The organism is Kitasatospora sp. NPDC042419 (genome assembly GCF_056437345.1).
Genome location: NZ_JBWKAW010000033.1, coordinates 52,603 through 67,490, shown reverse-complemented (window position 1 = coordinate 67,490; position 14,888 = coordinate 52,603). Strand labels below are relative to the sequence as shown.

The window sequence follows — 14,888 nt, the reverse complement described above, 5'->3', positions numbered from 1 at the left end:
GGTGCCGCCGACCGGGCCGGCCGCGTGGGCCCCGTTGCGCTCCGTCACGGTCACCCATCAGAGCAGCCGCGCGGGGCCGGGGCAAACGCGGCCGGCCCCCCGGGAGGGTCGGTCCTCCCGGCGGGTCGGGCCCCGGGCGCTCAGGCCTCGGACGGTCAGGCCTCCGGCGGCGCGGCGGCCTCGTCGATCTGCCGCAGCTCGGCCCCCACCGTCCAGTTCACCGGGTGGGTCTCCAGGAAGCGCCTGGTCCACTCCAGCGCCTCGGCCTTGTCCTTGCACTGCAGGAGCGCGTAGCCGCCCACCACCTCCTTGGTCTCGGTGAACGGCCCGTCGGTGTAGCTGAGCTTCCCGCCCTCCCAGAGGATCCGGGTGCCCTCCTTCGTCGGCAGCAGCCCGGCGGTGTCCAGCATCACCCCGGCCTTGGTGATCTCCGCGAACAGCGCCCCCATCCGCTCCTCGAAGCCGGGGTCCGGCTCGGCCTGGCCGGGGCCGTTCTGCTCGTCGATACGGATCAGCGTCATGAAGCGCGGCATGGTGGCTCACTCCTCGTCGATGGCGGCGGGGCCTCTCCCCGCCTCTCACCCCTGCGTCGAACGGGCAGCGGCCGGATCGACACCCACGCCGGAATTCTTCCGAGAGATCTTCGGCCCGGCCACCGGGGCCGGCCCGGCGCGGGCCGCCGCCCCCGGCCCTCGACGCCCCCGCCCTCGTCCGTGATGCCGGGCCCGGCCCGGAGGGGTAGCGTCACAGACGACACTTCTCCCCGGCCCGCTCGCGGCCGCCCCGGTCGCCGCCACGTCGTGCCCGAAGGCGTCGATCCGACGCCCGGGCCCCCGCCGCGGCACGGTTCCCCGGCGGCGCCGGGCCCGCCCTCCCCCCGGGCCGCGCCCCCCAGGAGCTGATGTGAGCAACGAACCCGCCGAAGCCGCCGGGACCGGCGAAGCCGGCGAACCGCTCGAACCGGGCCCCATCGACTACGTGATCATCCAGTTCCCCGGCAGCCGGCTGACCGGCGAGGGGATGCCGCTGCTGGTCGACCTGGTCGACCGGGGCATCATCCGCATCCTCGACCTGACCTTCGTCAAGAAGCAGGAGGACGGCTCACTGGTCGGCCTCGAACTGGCGGACGTCAACGGGGACGGCGAACTCGACCTCACCGTCTTCGAGGGCGCCTCCACCGGTCTGGTCGACGAGGAGGACGTCGCCGAGGCCGGGGCCCTCCTGGAGCCGGGCGACTCCGCCGCCGTGCTCCTCTACGAGAACCTCTGGGCCGCGCCGCTCGCCGCCGCGCTGCGCCGCACGGGCGCCCGGATGATCGCGAGCGGGCGCGTCCCGCTGCAGGACCTCGTGGAGGCGCTGGACGCCCTCGAAACGCTCCGCTGACAGCACCCGACGAACCACGCCCGCCCCGTCCCGACGGACGTCCGTCGCGACGCACGTCCGTCCCCGCTCCCCGAAGGAGGAGACCATGCCCGGATTGCTCCGCGGGGTCGCCCGCACCGCGGTCGTCGCCGGCACGGCGACAGCCGTCTCCAACCGGGTGTCCCGCCGCCAGGCCGGCCGGTGGGCCCAGCAGGAGACCGCCGCTGCTCCGGCGCCCGCTCCCGCGCCCGCTGCTCCGCCCCCCGCGGCCGCGGCGCCGACCTCCATGGAGGCGAAGCTCGACCAGCTCAAGGAACTCGCCACGCTGAAGGAGCAAGGCGTCCTCACCGAGGAGGAGTTCGCGGCCCAGAAGGCCCGCATCCTCAGCAGCTGACCGTGCGGGGCGGCCGGCCGCCCCGGCCCGTCTCCGCTTCGTCCTCCGCCCTGCGCGGCGGCGTGCCCGCGTGCCCGCGTGCCCGCGAGGAGCCCGGCGTCCGGCGCCCGGCGCTCGAAGGCGTCCGTCCGCTGCCCGCCGCCTGGCGTCCGCCGCCCGAATCCACTGCCGCCCGGCCGGTTCACACCAGCCGGGCGGCGAGCCGTAGTGCGCCCGCCCGGATCCGCTCCTCGCCCAACTCCGGTAGCAGCGAAGCCACGTGCTCCGCCCCGAGGGTCGCCAACAGGGCGTGCGCGTCGTGCTCGGGATCGTCGGTGGCGCCGGCCGCCACGAGCAGGACGGTGATGTGCCGGTGCCAGAACCGGTACGCGCCGATGCGGTAGCGGGCACCACGGCCCGCGGTCTCGGACATCCGGACCAGGTCGAGGTGCTCCAGCAGGTAGTCCAGGTACGCGGTGACGAAGGCCGCGAGCCGTTCACCGGGGGCCGGGGCGCCGCCGCCCGCCTCCCCGCCGCCGATGCTCTCCCCGCCGTTGCTCTCCCCGCCGGCCTCGGCCTCCCGGCCGCCCGCCTCCCCGCCGCCCGGGCCGAGCGGTGCCGGTCCGCGCAGGACGGCGTCCTGGAGCATGCGCTCGCGCGCGTCCAGCAGCGCCGCTCCGAGCCCGGCTTTGTCGCCGAACCGGCGGAACAGCGTGCCCTTGCCGACGCCCGCCTCCGCCGCCACCTGGTCCATCGAGACCGACTCCACCCCGTGCGCGGCGAACAGCCGGGCGGCCGCCTCCAGGACGGCGGCCCGGTTGCGGGCGGCGTCGGCGCGTTCGACGGGCGGCGGGGTGCGCAGCAGTTCCAGCGGAACGGGCCCGGCGGGGTTCCCACCCGTTGCATAAGCGGACTGCGGTCCGGTACTGTCCTGAGTCATAAGCGGACTATAGTCCGAATCGGCTCGCAGCCCCAGGAGGCCGCTCCATGACCGCACTCATCACCCGGGACGAGCTGGCGCACGCCATCGAAACCGGCTCGGTGACCGTCGTCGACACCCTCGGCGGCGAGTACTACGCGCAGCAGCACCTGCCCGGCGCCGTCGAGCTGGTCCGCGCCGACGTCGACCGCCTCGCCCCCACCCTGCTCCCGGACCTCGGCGCCGCCATCGTCACCTACTGCTCGAACGAGGCCTGCCCGAACAGCGGCCAGGTCGCCGACCGCCTCACCGCCCTCGGCTACACCGACGTCCGCAAGTACCGCGAGGGCATCCAGGACTGGTCCGGGGCCGGGCTGCCGGTCGAGAGCGCCTGAGCGGCGAGCCCGGCCGGGTGCGTCGGCACCCGGCCGGGCTCGTCCCGTCCCCTTCGGGGGGCGCCTCCGACGGCCGCACCGCACCCGGTCGACGGACCGTCAGCTCGCCGCGGATGACGTGGTCACCGGCTGTGCTGGTGCTCCGAGCTCTTGGCCGGCCGCAGTTCCGGAGCCAGCGGCCGGGCCTTGGCCCGCTTCACCGCGAGCCCGCGCGCGAGGTCGAACGCCGCCACCGGGTCGTCCTCCTCGGCCCACGGGCGCGCCCCGCACCACGGACCGATCGCCCGGAACTGCTCCAGCGCCAGGTCGTACTCCTCCACCTCGCCCGCGTAGTGCGCGAGCAGGTGCCGCAGCGGCGGCAGGCGGTCGTCGTCCGGCCGGACCAGGCGGAGCTGGGCGGCCAGGTTCCGGATCCGCCACTTGGTCTTGTCGGCCGTCAGGGTGGAGGCGCTGCTCCCGCGCCCCTCCAGCTCCGCGAGGGCGTGCAGGTAGATCCCGCCCAGCGGGCTCCCGGGCGGCGCGGCGTCCATCGCGCGCTCGGCGAACTCCATCATCTGCTTGTTCGAGCCGAACCACTTCTCGCACCAGTACTGCATGCCCTGCCAGTGGCCCTCGTAGTGGTACCAGGCGCGCTTCACCAGCTCGTCCCAGACCTCCCGGAACTGCTCCGGCGTGAACTGCGCGCCGCGCGCCGCCGTCACGATCACCACCCACGGGCCCGGGTTCTCCGGTGCCAGCAGCGCCGCCCGGCGCGCCGCCTCGATCGCGGCCGGCAGCAGCTCCCGGAACTCGTTGATCGCGTCGTCGCCCACCTCGTGCCGGTACCCGGACCCGCGGACCTCCCAGGCGCGGCGCACCATCAGCTTGGCCTCCAGGGTGGCGGCGTCGCAGGAGTTCGGGTCGGCCGTGCGCCAGGCGGTCAGCCAGCCGTCGCCCTGCTTGGCGATCGCGGCGAGCAGGTCCATCCGCGACCAGTGCTCGTCCCAGTCGTCCCCGGCGTCGGCGAGGTACGCCGCCGCCGGACGCCAGTCCCCGGCCCAGGCGGCGTCGGCCATCGCCTGCGAGCGCTCCCGCTTCTCCAGCGGCGTCGGCGGCCCGGAGCGGCTCGGGTCGAGGCGCTCGCGCGGCGGAAGGCCGTACACGGCGGGATCGAATCCGGTCAGCGCCCATTTGCGGTGGCGGTTCCGGCGGACGACCCGGTAGACGATGTAGCCGGCGAGGAAGACCAGCAGTAGCAGCAGACGTGTCACGGCGGCGAATCATTCCTGGTGGCAGGGGGTGCGTGCAACGCGGAAAAAGGCTCGCCGAATGTGCCTTTCCGTGGAAACATGCGCTATATGGGGACGATTCTGCACGGCACCCACGTCACGCTCCGCGCGGCCACGGCGGACGACATCCCGGCCCTGGTCGCCATCCGCCGCACGCCCGAGGTCTACGCCCGCTGGCGCGGTGGTGACGACCTCACCGACGCCGTCACCACCGACCTCGCCGAACCGGGCACCGAGACCCTGGTGATCGAGGCGGTCGACCGGATCGTCGGCGCCATCCAGTGGTACGCCGAGAACGACGACGAGTACCGCCACGCGGGCATGGACATCTACGTCGACCCGGCCGCCCACGGCCGCGGGTACGGCACCGACGCCGTCCGCACCCTGGCCCGCCACCTCGTCGACCACCACCACTACCACCGGCTGATCATCGATCCGGCGGCCGACAACGCGGCGGCGATCCGCTGCTACGCGAAGGTCGGCTTCCGGCCGGTGGGGACGATGCGCCAGTACGAGCGCGGACCGGACGGGACGTGGCACGACAACCTGCTCATGGACCTGCTCGCCGACGAACTCGTCTAGCCCGGCCGGGCGCCGCCGGCGCCGTCCCGCCGCCACCGTCGCGCGCGCCGTCCCGCCGGCGCCGTCACCCCCCCGACGGCGCGAACCGGCAGGAGGAGGCGCCCCCTGCCGGCCGGTCCTCCGCTCACTCGCTGCGGAGCGGCTCGCCCGTGCGGTGGAGGTGGGCGAAGATCTCGCGGTAGGAACGGAGGAGACCGGTCTCGTAGTACGGGATGTCCTTCTCCGCGCAGAACTCGCGGGTGAGCTGCGCGGCGCGGGCGAGGGCCGGGGTCGGCATGCTCGGGAAGAGGTGGTGCTCGACCTGGTAGTTGAGGCCGCCCATGAGCGCGTCGATGGCGAAGCCGCCGCGGACGTTGCGCGAGGTCAGCACCTGACGGCGCAGGAAGTCGAGCTTCATCTCGGGCGTCACCATCAGCATGCCCTTGTGGTTGGGGGCGAAGACGCACCCCAGGTAGATGCCGAGCAGCGCCTGGTGGACGGCGAGGAAGGCGAACGCCTTGCCGACCGGGAGGGCGGCGAAGACCAGCCCGAAGTAGGCGGCGAAGTGCAGGACGAGCAGGGTGCCCTCAAGGTAGGGGCGCTTCATGATCGGGCTGCGGAGCGCACGGAAGCTGTTGAAGCTGAGGTTGAGGCCTTCGAGGGTCAGCAGCGGCACGAAGAGGAAGGCCTGCCGCCGGCCGATGAACCGGGCCACCCCGCGCGCCTGGCGGGCCTGCCGCTGGGACCACACCACGATCTCCGGGTTGACGTCCGGATCCCGCTCCTCGTGGTTGGGGTTGGCGTGGTGGCGGGTGTGCTTGTTCATCCACCAGCCGTAGCTCATCCCCATCAGCAGGTTGGCGGCGATCCGCCCGCCGACCTCGCTGTGGAGGCGCTGGTTGAACACCTGGCGGTGGGCCAGGTCGTGCGAGAGCAGTCCGAGCTGGGCGAAGACGACGGACATCGCCGCCGCGAGGCCCAGTTGCAGCCAGGTGTCGCCCAGGGCGAAGAGCGCCCACCAGCCGCCGGCGAACGCGGTCAGCACCACACCGACCCGGACCGTGTAGTACACGGGGCGCCGGTCGAGCAGTCCCTCGGCGGCTATTCGGCGGCCCAGCTGGGCGAAGTCGCTGCCGCCGGACTCGGGCCGGGCGGCGCCCCGGCGGAGGGCGGGGACTTCGGGCAATGTCGCGGACTCAGCGCTCATGGCGAGAAGTCTGGTCGGCGGGAGGTGCCGGGAGAACCGGAATAACCCCCCTCCTGGAGGGGGAGTTAACCCCCCTTCGCGTCCTGGGGCTGTCCTGCTCAAGTACCCTTCGTGCGGGGGAGACGTGGTGGGGGTCCGTGGCGGCAGCCGTGGGCGGACGAGCCGTGGACGCGAGCCGTGAGCCGGGAGCCGACAGTGCCCTTGACCAGTGCCCGGTGGCCGCCGTGGCCGCGTGCCGATCTCCTCACCTGGCTGCGGGACGGTCTGGTGGCGGCGCGGCGGGGGCTGGCCGTGGCCCTGCTCTCCCAGCTCGGCGCCGTCCCCCTGCTCGTGCTCTCGGTCGTGTCGCTGGGGCTGCTCCCGCTGGGGGTCGGCTTCATCACCCTGCCGATCGCGCTGTTCGCCGTCCGCGGCCTCGCCGACCTGCACCGGCGGTTCCTCGGCAGCTGGTGCGGGGCCGCCATTCCCAGCCCGTACCGGCCCCGCGAGGGAGACGAGTTCGAGCTGCTGGACGTGCCGAGCAGCGTGCGCTACTGCCGGCTGTTGCTGACCGACCGGTCGACCTGGCGGGACCTCCTCTGGCTGCTGATCGACGTCCCGGTGGGCCTGCTCCTCGGACTCCTGCCCGGCTGGCTGATGATCTACGGCGCCCACGGCGTGGTCGCCACCCCGCTGTTCTGGCCGCTGATGGACCCCGGCTACGGGTACGGGCTGATCTGGCCCGTGCACAGCACCACGGCGGCGCTGCTCTCCTTCTTCCAGGGGGTGGGCTTCCTCCTCCTCGGGTTCTGGAGCGCGGAACGGCTGCTGCGCGCGCACAGCCGGATCAGCCGCCGGCTCCTCTCCCCGACCGCCGAGGCCTACCTCTCCCGGCGGGTCGCCGAGCTGACCGAGACCCGGTCGGCGGCGGTCGACGCGCAGGCCGCCGAACTGCGCCGGATCGAGCGCGACCTGCACGACGGCGCCCAGGCCCGGCTGGTGGCGATCGGGCTCAAGCTCGGGCTGGCGTCGCAGATGTTCCGCAAGGACCCGGACACCGCGTACCGGCTGCTGGCCGACGCCCGCGCGGCCAGTGCCCAGGCCCTCGCCGAGCTGCGGGACCTCGTCCGCGGCATCCACCCGCCGGTCCTCGCCGAACGCGGCCTCGACGGCGCCGTCCGGGCGCTCGCCCTCGACCTGCCGATCCCCGTCCGGGTCGACATAGACCTGCCCGGGCGTCCGGAGCCGCCGGTCGAGTCGGCCGGCTACTTCGCCGCCGCCGAAGTGCTCGCGAACGTCGCCAAGCACAGCGCCGCCGCCTCGGCCTGGGTCCGGCTCGGGTACGCCGACGGCCGGCTCCGGCTGGTCGTCGGCGACGACGGCGGCGGGGGCGCGACCGTCCGCGAGGGCGGTGGGCTGGCCGGCCTGCGGCGGCGGCTCGCGCCCTTCGACGGGACGCTCGACCTGGACAGTCCGGTGGGTGGCCCCACCACGGTGACGATGGAGCTGCCATGCGTGTTGTGATCGCCGAGGACCTGGCGCTGCTGCGGGAGGGCATCACCCAGCTGCTCACCCTCAACGACTTCGAGGTGGTCGCGGCGGTGGACGACGGCCCGAGCCTGCTGACGGCCCTGCTGGAGCACCGCCCGGACGTCGCGGTGGTCGACGTGCGGCTGCCGCCGACCTTCACCGACGAGGGGCTGCAGGCGGTCACCCGGGCCCGGCGCGAACTCCCCGACCTGCCCGTGCTGGTGCTGTCGCAGCACGTGGAACACCTCTACGCCAGGGAGCTGCTCACCGACCACCGGGGCGGCATCGGCTACCTGCTGAAGGACCGGGTCTTCGAGGTCAGCGAGTTCGTCGACGCGGTGCGGCGGGTCGCCGCGGGCGGGACCGCGATGGACACCTCGGTCATCTCCCAGCTGCTGCAACGCAACTCGACGAAGGACTCGATGCGCTCGCTGACCACCCGGGAGCGCGAGGTGCTCGCCCTGATGGCCGAGGGGCGCAGCAACGCGGCGGTGGCGCGGGAGCTCTGCATCACGGAGAAGTCGGTGAGCAAGCACACCAACAGCATCTTCGGGAAGCTCGGCCTCGCCCAGTCGGGCGACGACAACAGACGGGTCCTCGCCGTCCTCGCGCACCTCAATTTCTGACCCGCCGGCCGACGTTCGGGCAGGCCGGAGGCCGGACCGGCGTCGGCCGGTCCGGGGTTGACTACCCGTCCGGAACTGAATAACCCTTCCACTAATCCAATAGTGGAAGGGTACTTTGCCCGTGCGTCCGTCCGTGTCCGTCCTCCGCTCCCGTCCTCGGTCCCGCCTCCGCTCCCGCCTCCGCTCCCGACCCCGCCGACCGCGGGTGCCGGCCCGTGTGCTGCCCTGGGCACTGGCCGGCCTGTTCGCCGCCCTGTACGGCTGCGTCGCCGTCAACCGGCACCGGCGCGTGCTCACCCAGGCGTACGACCTGGGGATCTTCGAGCAGGCGGTGCGCGCCTACGCGCACGGCGAAGCGCCGGTCGTCCTGCTCAAGGGCCCCGGGTACCACCTGCTCGGGGACCACTTCCACCCGGTGCTCGCCGTGCTGGCCCCGTTCTACCGCCTGTTCCCCCACGCCGAGACGCTGCTCCTCGCACAGGCGGTGCTGATGGCGCTGGCCGTCGTGCCGCTCACGCGCTGGGCGTACGAGGTGGGCGGGCGGCGGGTCGCGCTCACCGTCGGCGTCGTCACGGGGGCGTCCTGGGGGATCGTCAACGCGGCCGCCGACGACTTCCACGAGATCGCGTTCGCCGTGCCGCTGCTCGCCTTCGCGGCGACGGCGCTCGGGCGGGGGCGACCGGTGGCGGCGGCCCTCTGGGCGCTGCCGCTGGTACTGGTGAAGGAGGACCTCGGGCTGACCGTCGCCGCCTTCGGGGTGCTGATCTTCCGGCGGGCGCCGCGGGCGGGCGGGGGCCGGGCGATGGGATTCGCCGTGGCGCTCCTCGGGGTCGCCGCCACGGCGCTGACCGTGCTGGTGGTGCTGCCGTCGTTCAATCCGGACGGCGGCTTCGACTACTGGCGGCAGCTCGGCTCCGGCGACGGCGCGGTGTCGCCGTGGGCCGCGGCGGCCCGTCTCGGGTGGCCGCCGCTGAAGTGGCTGCTGCTGTTCCTGCTCGCCGCGACCGCAGGGTTCCTCGGGTTGCGATCGCCGCTCGCGCTGCTCTGCGTGCCCACCCTCGCCTGGCGGATGCTCGCCGACAACCCGCACTACTGGGGGGTGAGTTACCACTACAGCGCGGTGCTGATGCCACTGGCGGTGGCGGCCCTGGTGGACGCCCTGGGGCGGGCCGACCTGCCGGGCCGGGCGGCTGTGGCCGTGCGGGCGGGGGCTCCGGCTGTGGCTGCGGCTGTGGCCGTGCGGGGGGCGGCTCCGGCTCCGGGGGCCGCGGACGAACCGCCGGACGGCGCCGCCGCCGGTGCCCCTCGGACCCGTCCCGAGCGGCACGCCGACCCCGCCGACCCCGCCGGCCGTGCCCGCCGTGTCCGCAGCGCCCGGCGTGCGCTGGCGGTCAGCGGGCTGGTCGCCGCGGTGACGCTCCCCGCCTACCCGCTGCACGAGGTGGTGATGCCCGAGGCCTGGCGGACCTCGCCCCGGCTCACGCAGACCCGGGAGCTGCTCGCCCGGATACCCGACGGTGCGACCGTCGCCGCGTCCAACCGGCTCGCCGCGCAGCTGACCGGGCGGGCGACGGTCGCGCTGGTCTGCCGCGAGCCCGCGCCGGGCCCCGGTGCGCCGGTGCCGGACGGGCCGCAGTGGGTGGCCGTCGACCTCTCGGACCCGAGCGTGCGGGCACCCTGCGCGATCGAGGACACCAGGCGCATGCTCGCCCGTTACGAGCGGGACGGCTACCGGACCGTCGTCCACGGCGACGATCTCCTGTTGCTGGAACGGCCGTAGCCCGCAGAACGCCCCCCTGGTCCGACTTGACCGCGGTGCCGCGGTGCGCCACCATTCCACTATTGAACTAGTGAAAGGGCGAAGCGAGTGTGATCGAGTACCGCATCGAGCGGCGCAGCGGCGTCTCCACTTACCAGCAGATCGTGTTGCAGACCAAGCAGGCGCTGCGGCTCGGAGTGCTCCAGCCGGGAGACAAGCTGCCGACCGCGCGGGAGGTGGTCGAGCAGACCGCGATCAACCCCAACACCGTGCTCAAGGCCTACCGCGAGCTGGAACGCGAAGGGCTGGTCGAACCCCGGCCGGGGCTCGGCACGTTCGTCCGCCGCTCCCTCGCCCGACCGGAGGCGGCCGCCGACGGACCGTTGCGGGCGGGACTGGTCGGGTGGGTGGACGAGGCCCGGGAGGCCGGGCTCGACCGGGAGGACATCGCCGCACTGATGGCCTCCGTACTGGAACAGCGCTTCGAGACCGGGGTCGCCCCGGCGGCGCCGAACAAGGAGGGCGGGGGGACCGCATGACATCCGAGGCTGACGACCGACCGGCGGTCGAGGCCGTGCGGCTGGGCAAGCGCTACCGGGGGGACCGCTGGGCGCTGCGCGACTGCAGTTTCACCGTCCCGGTCGGCCGGATCTGCGGGGTGGTCGGCGCCAACGGGGCCGGGAAGAGCACCCTGCTGGCCCTGGCGGCCCGTCTGATCAAGCCGTCCGAAGGTGAACTGCGGGTCTTCGGCGAGCCGTCGATCACCCCGGAGCTGCGCGCCCGGGTCGCCTACGTGACCCAGGATAAGCCGCTCTACCCCTCCTTCACCGTGGCCGACACCCTCCGCCTCGGCAGCGAGCTGAACCCCGACTGGGACGAGGAGGCGGCGCAACGGGTCGTCGACATGGGGGAGTTGGACCACCGGGCGAGGATCCGCTCGCTCTCCGGCGGCCAGCGCACGCGGGTCGCGCTCGCCGTGGCCCTCGGCAAGCGCGCCGACCTGCTCCTGTTGGACGAGCCGATGGCCGACCTCGACCCGCTCGCCCGGCACGAGTTGATGGGCACCCTGATGGCCGAGGCCGCCGACCGCGGCACCACCATCCTGATCTCCTCCCACATCCTGCCCGAACTCGAAGGCGTCATCGACCACTTGCTCCTGGTGCAGTCCGGGCGGATCCGGCTCGCCGGTGACCTGGAGGAGATCCTGGACGGCCACCAGCTGGTCACCGGCGCGGCCGGGGCGGCCGAACTCCCCGGCGACATGGCCGTGGAGCGGCGCGTCCGGGGCCGCCAGGTCACGGCACTGCTCAGTACCGGAGAGGTCGTGGACGGTCCCTGGGAGGTCGCCAGGCCGAGTCTGGAGGAGCTGCTGCTCGCCTACCTCCGCACTCCGATCGCGGATCGTCCCGGTTCCGCCGGTTCCGGGGCCGATTCCGGAGCCGGCACCGGAGCCCGCGCCGACTCCACCGCTCCCACCGACTCCACCGCCCCCGACCGCGAGGCCGCCGCATGAGCACCAGCGTGATGACCGGCCGGGCCGCCCAGGAGCCCGCCGACCGCCCGACCCGCCCGACCCGCCCGACGCGTTCCACCCGCTCCACCCGCCGGCCGAGCGGTCCCGTCTGGCTGGCCCTGCGGCAGAGCCGACCCGCCGTCCGGGTCACCCTCGTCCTCCTCGCCCTCGCCACGGTCGCACTGCTCTCCCTCCACTTCGTGGTCCAGGACCGGATCGACCTCCTGAACCAGATGAACTGCTACGGGTCGCCCTCCTGGTACCGCCCGGAATGCTGGTCCACGGTCCGGCGGGTCGACCTGCTGGCGACGGGGTTCACCACGCTGGTCCAGCCGGCCGTCGCCGCGCTCCCCGTCGTACTGGGCATGTTCCTCGGCGGGCCGCTGCTCGCCCAGGAGTACGAGCGCGGCACGATCCGCCTGGTGCTGGCACAGTCCGTCGCCCCGCGCCGCTGGCTCGCGGCCCGGCTCGCCGTCCCCGGGCTGGTCGTCCTGCCGGCCGTCGGCCTGCTGTCCGTACTGACCACCTGGGTGTGGTGGGTGGACATCATCAACGGCCCGGTCGGTTTCGACCCGCCGTTCCAGGCCTTCACCTACCCCGCGCTGGGCCTGGCCCCGATCGCCTGGTCGCTGTTCGGCCTCGCGCTGGGGGTGCTGGTCGGCGAGCTGGCGCGGCGGACGATCACCGCCGTGCTGGTGAGCGGAGTGCTGGTGGTCCTGGCGACCGCCGTGATGCAGCTGGTCCGGCCGTACTTCTGGCCGACGGTCTACGCCGAGCAGGAGTACGACCGCCGGATGGCGGGCTTCGTGAAGCCCGCCAACGCCTGGCTGGTGGAGAACGGGGCGATCCTCCCGGACGGGAGCAAGGTCCCGGAGACCTACTGCATGAACGCGGGGCCGCTCTGCGACGACGCGCGGACCGCCTGGGGCGAGTACCACCCGGCCTCGCACTTCGTCCCGATCCAGCTCGTCGAGACGGGCATCCTGGTCCTGCTCTCCGTGGTGGCCCTCGGCGTCGTGTTCCGCCGGGTCGCCCGCGCCTCCGGCTGAGACCGGGGCGGGGCGGCGGCGGCCGGGTCGCGGATCAGGACGAACGCGATCCGCAAGGACGTCGTCTCGGACATCCCGGACGGCTCCCGGCCCGCCCCGGCCGGCCCCACCCGCCCCGGCGGCCCCGACGGCACCACCGTCACCGGCGTGCACGCGTGCAGGCAGCGCCGGGCGGACGACGCCGGGGGCCGACGGCGACCACGGCCACGACGGCCGCGCCCGCGGCGACGCGGGCGGGCCCGTACCGGACACCGGTACGGGCCCGCCGCCGTCTCCGCCCGCGTCCGCGTCCGGGCCCCACCCGCGCCTCCAACCGCCCGACCCCGGCCCGCGGTGGGGCCGCACCGTCCGATTCCGGCCTTCAGCCCGCCCGCCCGGTCCACCAGACTTGGACGGCGTTCGGGCCCTCGCGATCTCCCCCTCCCAAGGAGAAGTGCGCACCATGACCGGAATGACGACCACCCCGCACATCGCCGTCATCGGCGGCGGCCCCGCCGGCCTCACCCTCGCCCGGGTCCTCCAGGTCCACGGCGTCGCCGCCACCGTGTACGAGCGCGAGCCCTCCCGGGACGCCCGCGTCCAGGGCGGCACCCTCGACCTGCACGGCGACACCGGCCGGCGCGCCGTCCGGGAAGCCCGGCTGGAGGCCGAGTTCCTGGCCAGGGCCCGGCCCGAGGGCGAGGACTTCCGCCTGCTCGACAAGCACGGCACCGTCCACGCCGCCTTCGGCGCCGGCCGACCCGCCGGGGCGGACGCGGGCGAGGCCGCGGGCCCCGGCGCGGACCCCGCCACAGGTGTCGGCGCGGATGTCGGCGCGGATGTCGGCGTGGGTGTCGGGGCCCCGGTCGGCCGCACCGGAGCACCCGACGACGACGGCGCCCCCGAGATCGACCGCGGCGACCTGCGCGCCCTCCTCCTCGACTCCCTCGCCCCGGCCACCGTCCGCTGGGGACACCGCCTCGACCACGCCGAACCGCTCGGCGACGGCCGGCACCGGCTCCACTTCGACAACGGCACGGTCGAGACCTGCGACCTGCTCGTCGGCGCGGAGGGCGCCCGCTCACGCGTCCGTCCGCTGCTCACCGGCACCGCGCTCCGCTACACCGGCGTCAGCCTCGTCGAACTCGGCGTCCCCGACGCCGACCGCACCGCCCCCGGGACCGCCGCATTCGTCGGCAACGGCAGCCTGTACGGCTTCCAGGACAACAAGGGCCTCGCCCTCCAACGCAACAGCGACGGCCGGATCCGCATCTACGCCTTCTACCGCTGCGCCGAGGACTGGCTGACGGCCGCCGGCCTCTCCGAGCAGGACCCGGCCGGCACCCGCAGCGCGGTCGAGGACCACTTCGCCGACTGGGCACCGGAGTTCCGGGCAGCCCTGGCCGCCTGTGACGACACCCTGCGCACCCAGCGGCTGGACATGCTGCCGGTCGGCCTGACCTGGCCGCGCAGCCCGGGCGCCACCCTGGTCGGCGACGCCGCGCACCTGATGTCGCCGTTCGCGGGCAAGGGCGTCAACCTCGCCATGTGGGACGCGGCCGAACTCGCCCTCACCGTGGCGCCGGTCCTCACCGCGGCGCGGTGGGACGCGGGTGAGCTCGACGCCGCGCTCGCGGGCTACGAGAAGGCGATGTTCGAGCGCGGGGCGTTCTGGGCGGGCATCTCCGCCCTCAACCTCGACCGGCTCATCGCCCCCGACGGCCACCTGAACCTGGACGTCATGCTCGGCCCGCCGCCCGGGGTGGAGAGGTAGCCGGAGCCGCCGCCGCCCGGCCGCGGCCCCGTTCCCCCCCGCCGCCCCGTTCGCCGGCGTGCGATAGCTTGTCCGCGACCGGACGGTGCCGAGGCGGTACCTCCGCAGGCCGGGGGGCTCCATGTGGGACGTCGTCGTGTCGTTCGCCCCGGGCGCGGGCTCCGCGCTGGCTGCCCAGCGGGTACTGGGGAGGCGTCCGGCCGGGGCGGTACCGGCCCGGCCCGCGCTCCCGGCGGCCCGGACCGACGAGACCGAGTCGGGTGCGGCGGCGGGTGCGGCGGCGGGTGCCGAGCCGGTGCCGGGTGCGGTGCCGGTGGTCGACGCCGTCGAGGAGGGCCCCCGTGACCGGGTGCCCTCCCGACCGGAACTCGCCCTCGCCGCCTACCTCGCCGAACTCGACGCCCTGGCCCCCGGCCTCCAGGCCGCCGCCCTCCCCGAGAAGGCCGCCGACGAGCACCGGCAGGCGGTCGACGCCGGCGAACGGGCCGGACGCGCACTGAAGGACGGATCACCGGGGGCCGCGCAGAAGGCCCTCGGCGAAGGCCGGGCGGCGCTGATCAGGCTGGACGCCCGGCTGCACGGCCGTCCCGATCG

General features: G+C 74.5%; 15 protein-coding genes. 11 read left to right on the top strand and 4 right to left on the bottom strand.

What is annotated here, in order from left to right:
* Nucleotides 1–155: 155 nt before the first annotated feature.
* On the bottom strand, nt 156–533 hold the full coding sequence (locus AC067J_RS37530) for a YciI family protein (protein ID WP_478307089.1): 378 nt from the start codon (nt 531–533) through the stop codon (nt 156–158).
* A 370-nt stretch (nt 534–903) separates the two neighbouring features.
* Here AC067J_RS37530 and AC067J_RS37525 point away from each other — a divergent pair, with 370 nt between their 5' ends.
* Nucleotides 904–1,383, top strand: a complete 480-nt coding sequence (locus AC067J_RS37525; protein ID WP_478307087.1) for a DUF6325 family protein — start codon at nt 904–906, stop codon at nt 1,381–1,383.
* 85 nt (nt 1,384–1,468) lie between these two features.
* Nucleotides 1,469–1,756 (top strand): SHOCT domain-containing protein, encoded by a 288-nt coding sequence (locus tag AC067J_RS37520; RefSeq protein ID WP_478307085.1) that lies wholly within the window; start codon nt 1,469–1,471, stop codon nt 1,754–1,756.
* A 181-nt stretch (nt 1,757–1,937) separates the two neighbouring features.
* Here AC067J_RS37520 and AC067J_RS37515 read toward each other — a convergent pair whose 3' ends face one another.
* Nucleotides 1,938–2,675 (bottom strand): TetR/AcrR family transcriptional regulator, encoded by a 738-nt coding sequence (locus tag AC067J_RS37515; RefSeq protein WP_478307083.1) that lies wholly within the window; start codon nt 2,673–2,675, stop codon nt 1,938–1,940.
* A 47-nt stretch (nt 2,676–2,722) separates the two neighbouring features.
* Between AC067J_RS37515 and AC067J_RS37510 the strand changes: the two genes are divergently transcribed.
* Nucleotides 2,723–3,049: a rhodanese-like domain-containing protein gene (locus AC067J_RS37510; protein ID WP_478307081.1), complete on the top strand. Its 327-nt coding sequence runs from the start codon at nt 2,723–2,725 to the stop codon at nt 3,047–3,049.
* 122 nt (nt 3,050–3,171) lie between these two features.
* Here AC067J_RS37510 and AC067J_RS37505 read toward each other — a convergent pair whose 3' ends face one another.
* Complete coding sequence (locus AC067J_RS37505) at nt 3,172–4,299, bottom strand: hypothetical protein (protein ID WP_478307079.1); 1,128 nt, start codon at nt 4,297–4,299, stop codon at nt 3,172–3,174.
* Between the two features lie 87 nt (nt 4,300–4,386).
* Between AC067J_RS37505 and AC067J_RS37500 the strand changes: the two genes are divergently transcribed.
* Nucleotides 4,387–4,899: a GNAT family N-acetyltransferase gene (locus AC067J_RS37500; protein ID WP_478307077.1), complete on the top strand. Its 513-nt coding sequence runs from the start codon at nt 4,387–4,389 to the stop codon at nt 4,897–4,899.
* A 124-nt stretch (nt 4,900–5,023) separates the two neighbouring features.
* Here the strand turns inward: AC067J_RS37500 and AC067J_RS37495 are convergent, their stop codons facing one another.
* On the bottom strand, nt 5,024–6,085 hold the full coding sequence (locus tag AC067J_RS37495) for a fatty acid desaturase family protein (RefSeq protein WP_478307075.1): 1,062 nt from the start codon (nt 6,083–6,085) through the stop codon (nt 5,024–5,026).
* 195 nt (nt 6,086–6,280) lie between these two features.
* Between AC067J_RS37495 and AC067J_RS37490 the strand changes: the two genes are divergently transcribed.
* From AC067J_RS37490 to AC067J_RS37460, 7 genes are all read left to right on the top strand, one after another.
* Nucleotides 6,281–7,588, top strand: coding sequence for a sensor histidine kinase (locus AC067J_RS37490; protein WP_478307073.1), 1,308 nt, complete (start codon nt 6,281–6,283; stop codon nt 7,586–7,588).
* A complete protein-coding gene (locus AC067J_RS37485) occupies nt 7,576–8,220 on the top strand; it encodes a response regulator transcription factor (protein ID WP_478307071.1) in 645 nt (214 codons plus the stop codon). The genes AC067J_RS37490 and AC067J_RS37485 overlap by 13 nt, the downstream gene beginning before the upstream one ends.
* A 217-nt stretch (nt 8,221–8,437) precedes the next feature.
* The gene (locus AC067J_RS37480) at nt 8,438–10,000 is read left to right on the top strand and encodes a DUF2079 domain-containing protein (RefSeq protein WP_478307069.1); all 1,563 of its coding nucleotides are present in this window, start codon (nt 8,438–8,440) and stop codon (nt 9,998–10,000) included.
* An 89-nt stretch (nt 10,001–10,089) separates the two neighbouring features.
* A complete protein-coding gene (locus tag AC067J_RS37475; protein ID WP_478307067.1) occupies nt 10,090–10,518 on the top strand; it encodes a GntR family transcriptional regulator in 429 nt (142 codons plus the stop codon).
* A complete protein-coding gene (locus AC067J_RS37470) occupies nt 10,515–11,492 on the top strand; it encodes an ABC transporter ATP-binding protein (protein ID WP_478307065.1) in 978 nt (325 codons plus the stop codon). The genes AC067J_RS37475 and AC067J_RS37470 overlap by 4 nt, the downstream gene beginning before the upstream one ends.
* Nucleotides 11,489–12,541 (top strand): ABC transporter permease, encoded by a 1,053-nt coding sequence (locus AC067J_RS37465; protein ID WP_478307063.1) that lies wholly within the window; start codon nt 11,489–11,491, stop codon nt 12,539–12,541. Before AC067J_RS37470 ends, AC067J_RS37465 begins: the two co-directional genes overlap by 4 nt.
* Nucleotides 12,542–12,983: 442 nt before the next feature.
* The gene (locus tag AC067J_RS37460; protein ID WP_478307061.1) at nt 12,984–14,294 is read left to right on the top strand and encodes an FAD-dependent oxidoreductase; all 1,311 of its coding nucleotides are present in this window, start codon (nt 12,984–12,986) and stop codon (nt 14,292–14,294) included.
* Nucleotides 14,295–14,888 lie beyond the last annotated feature (594 nt).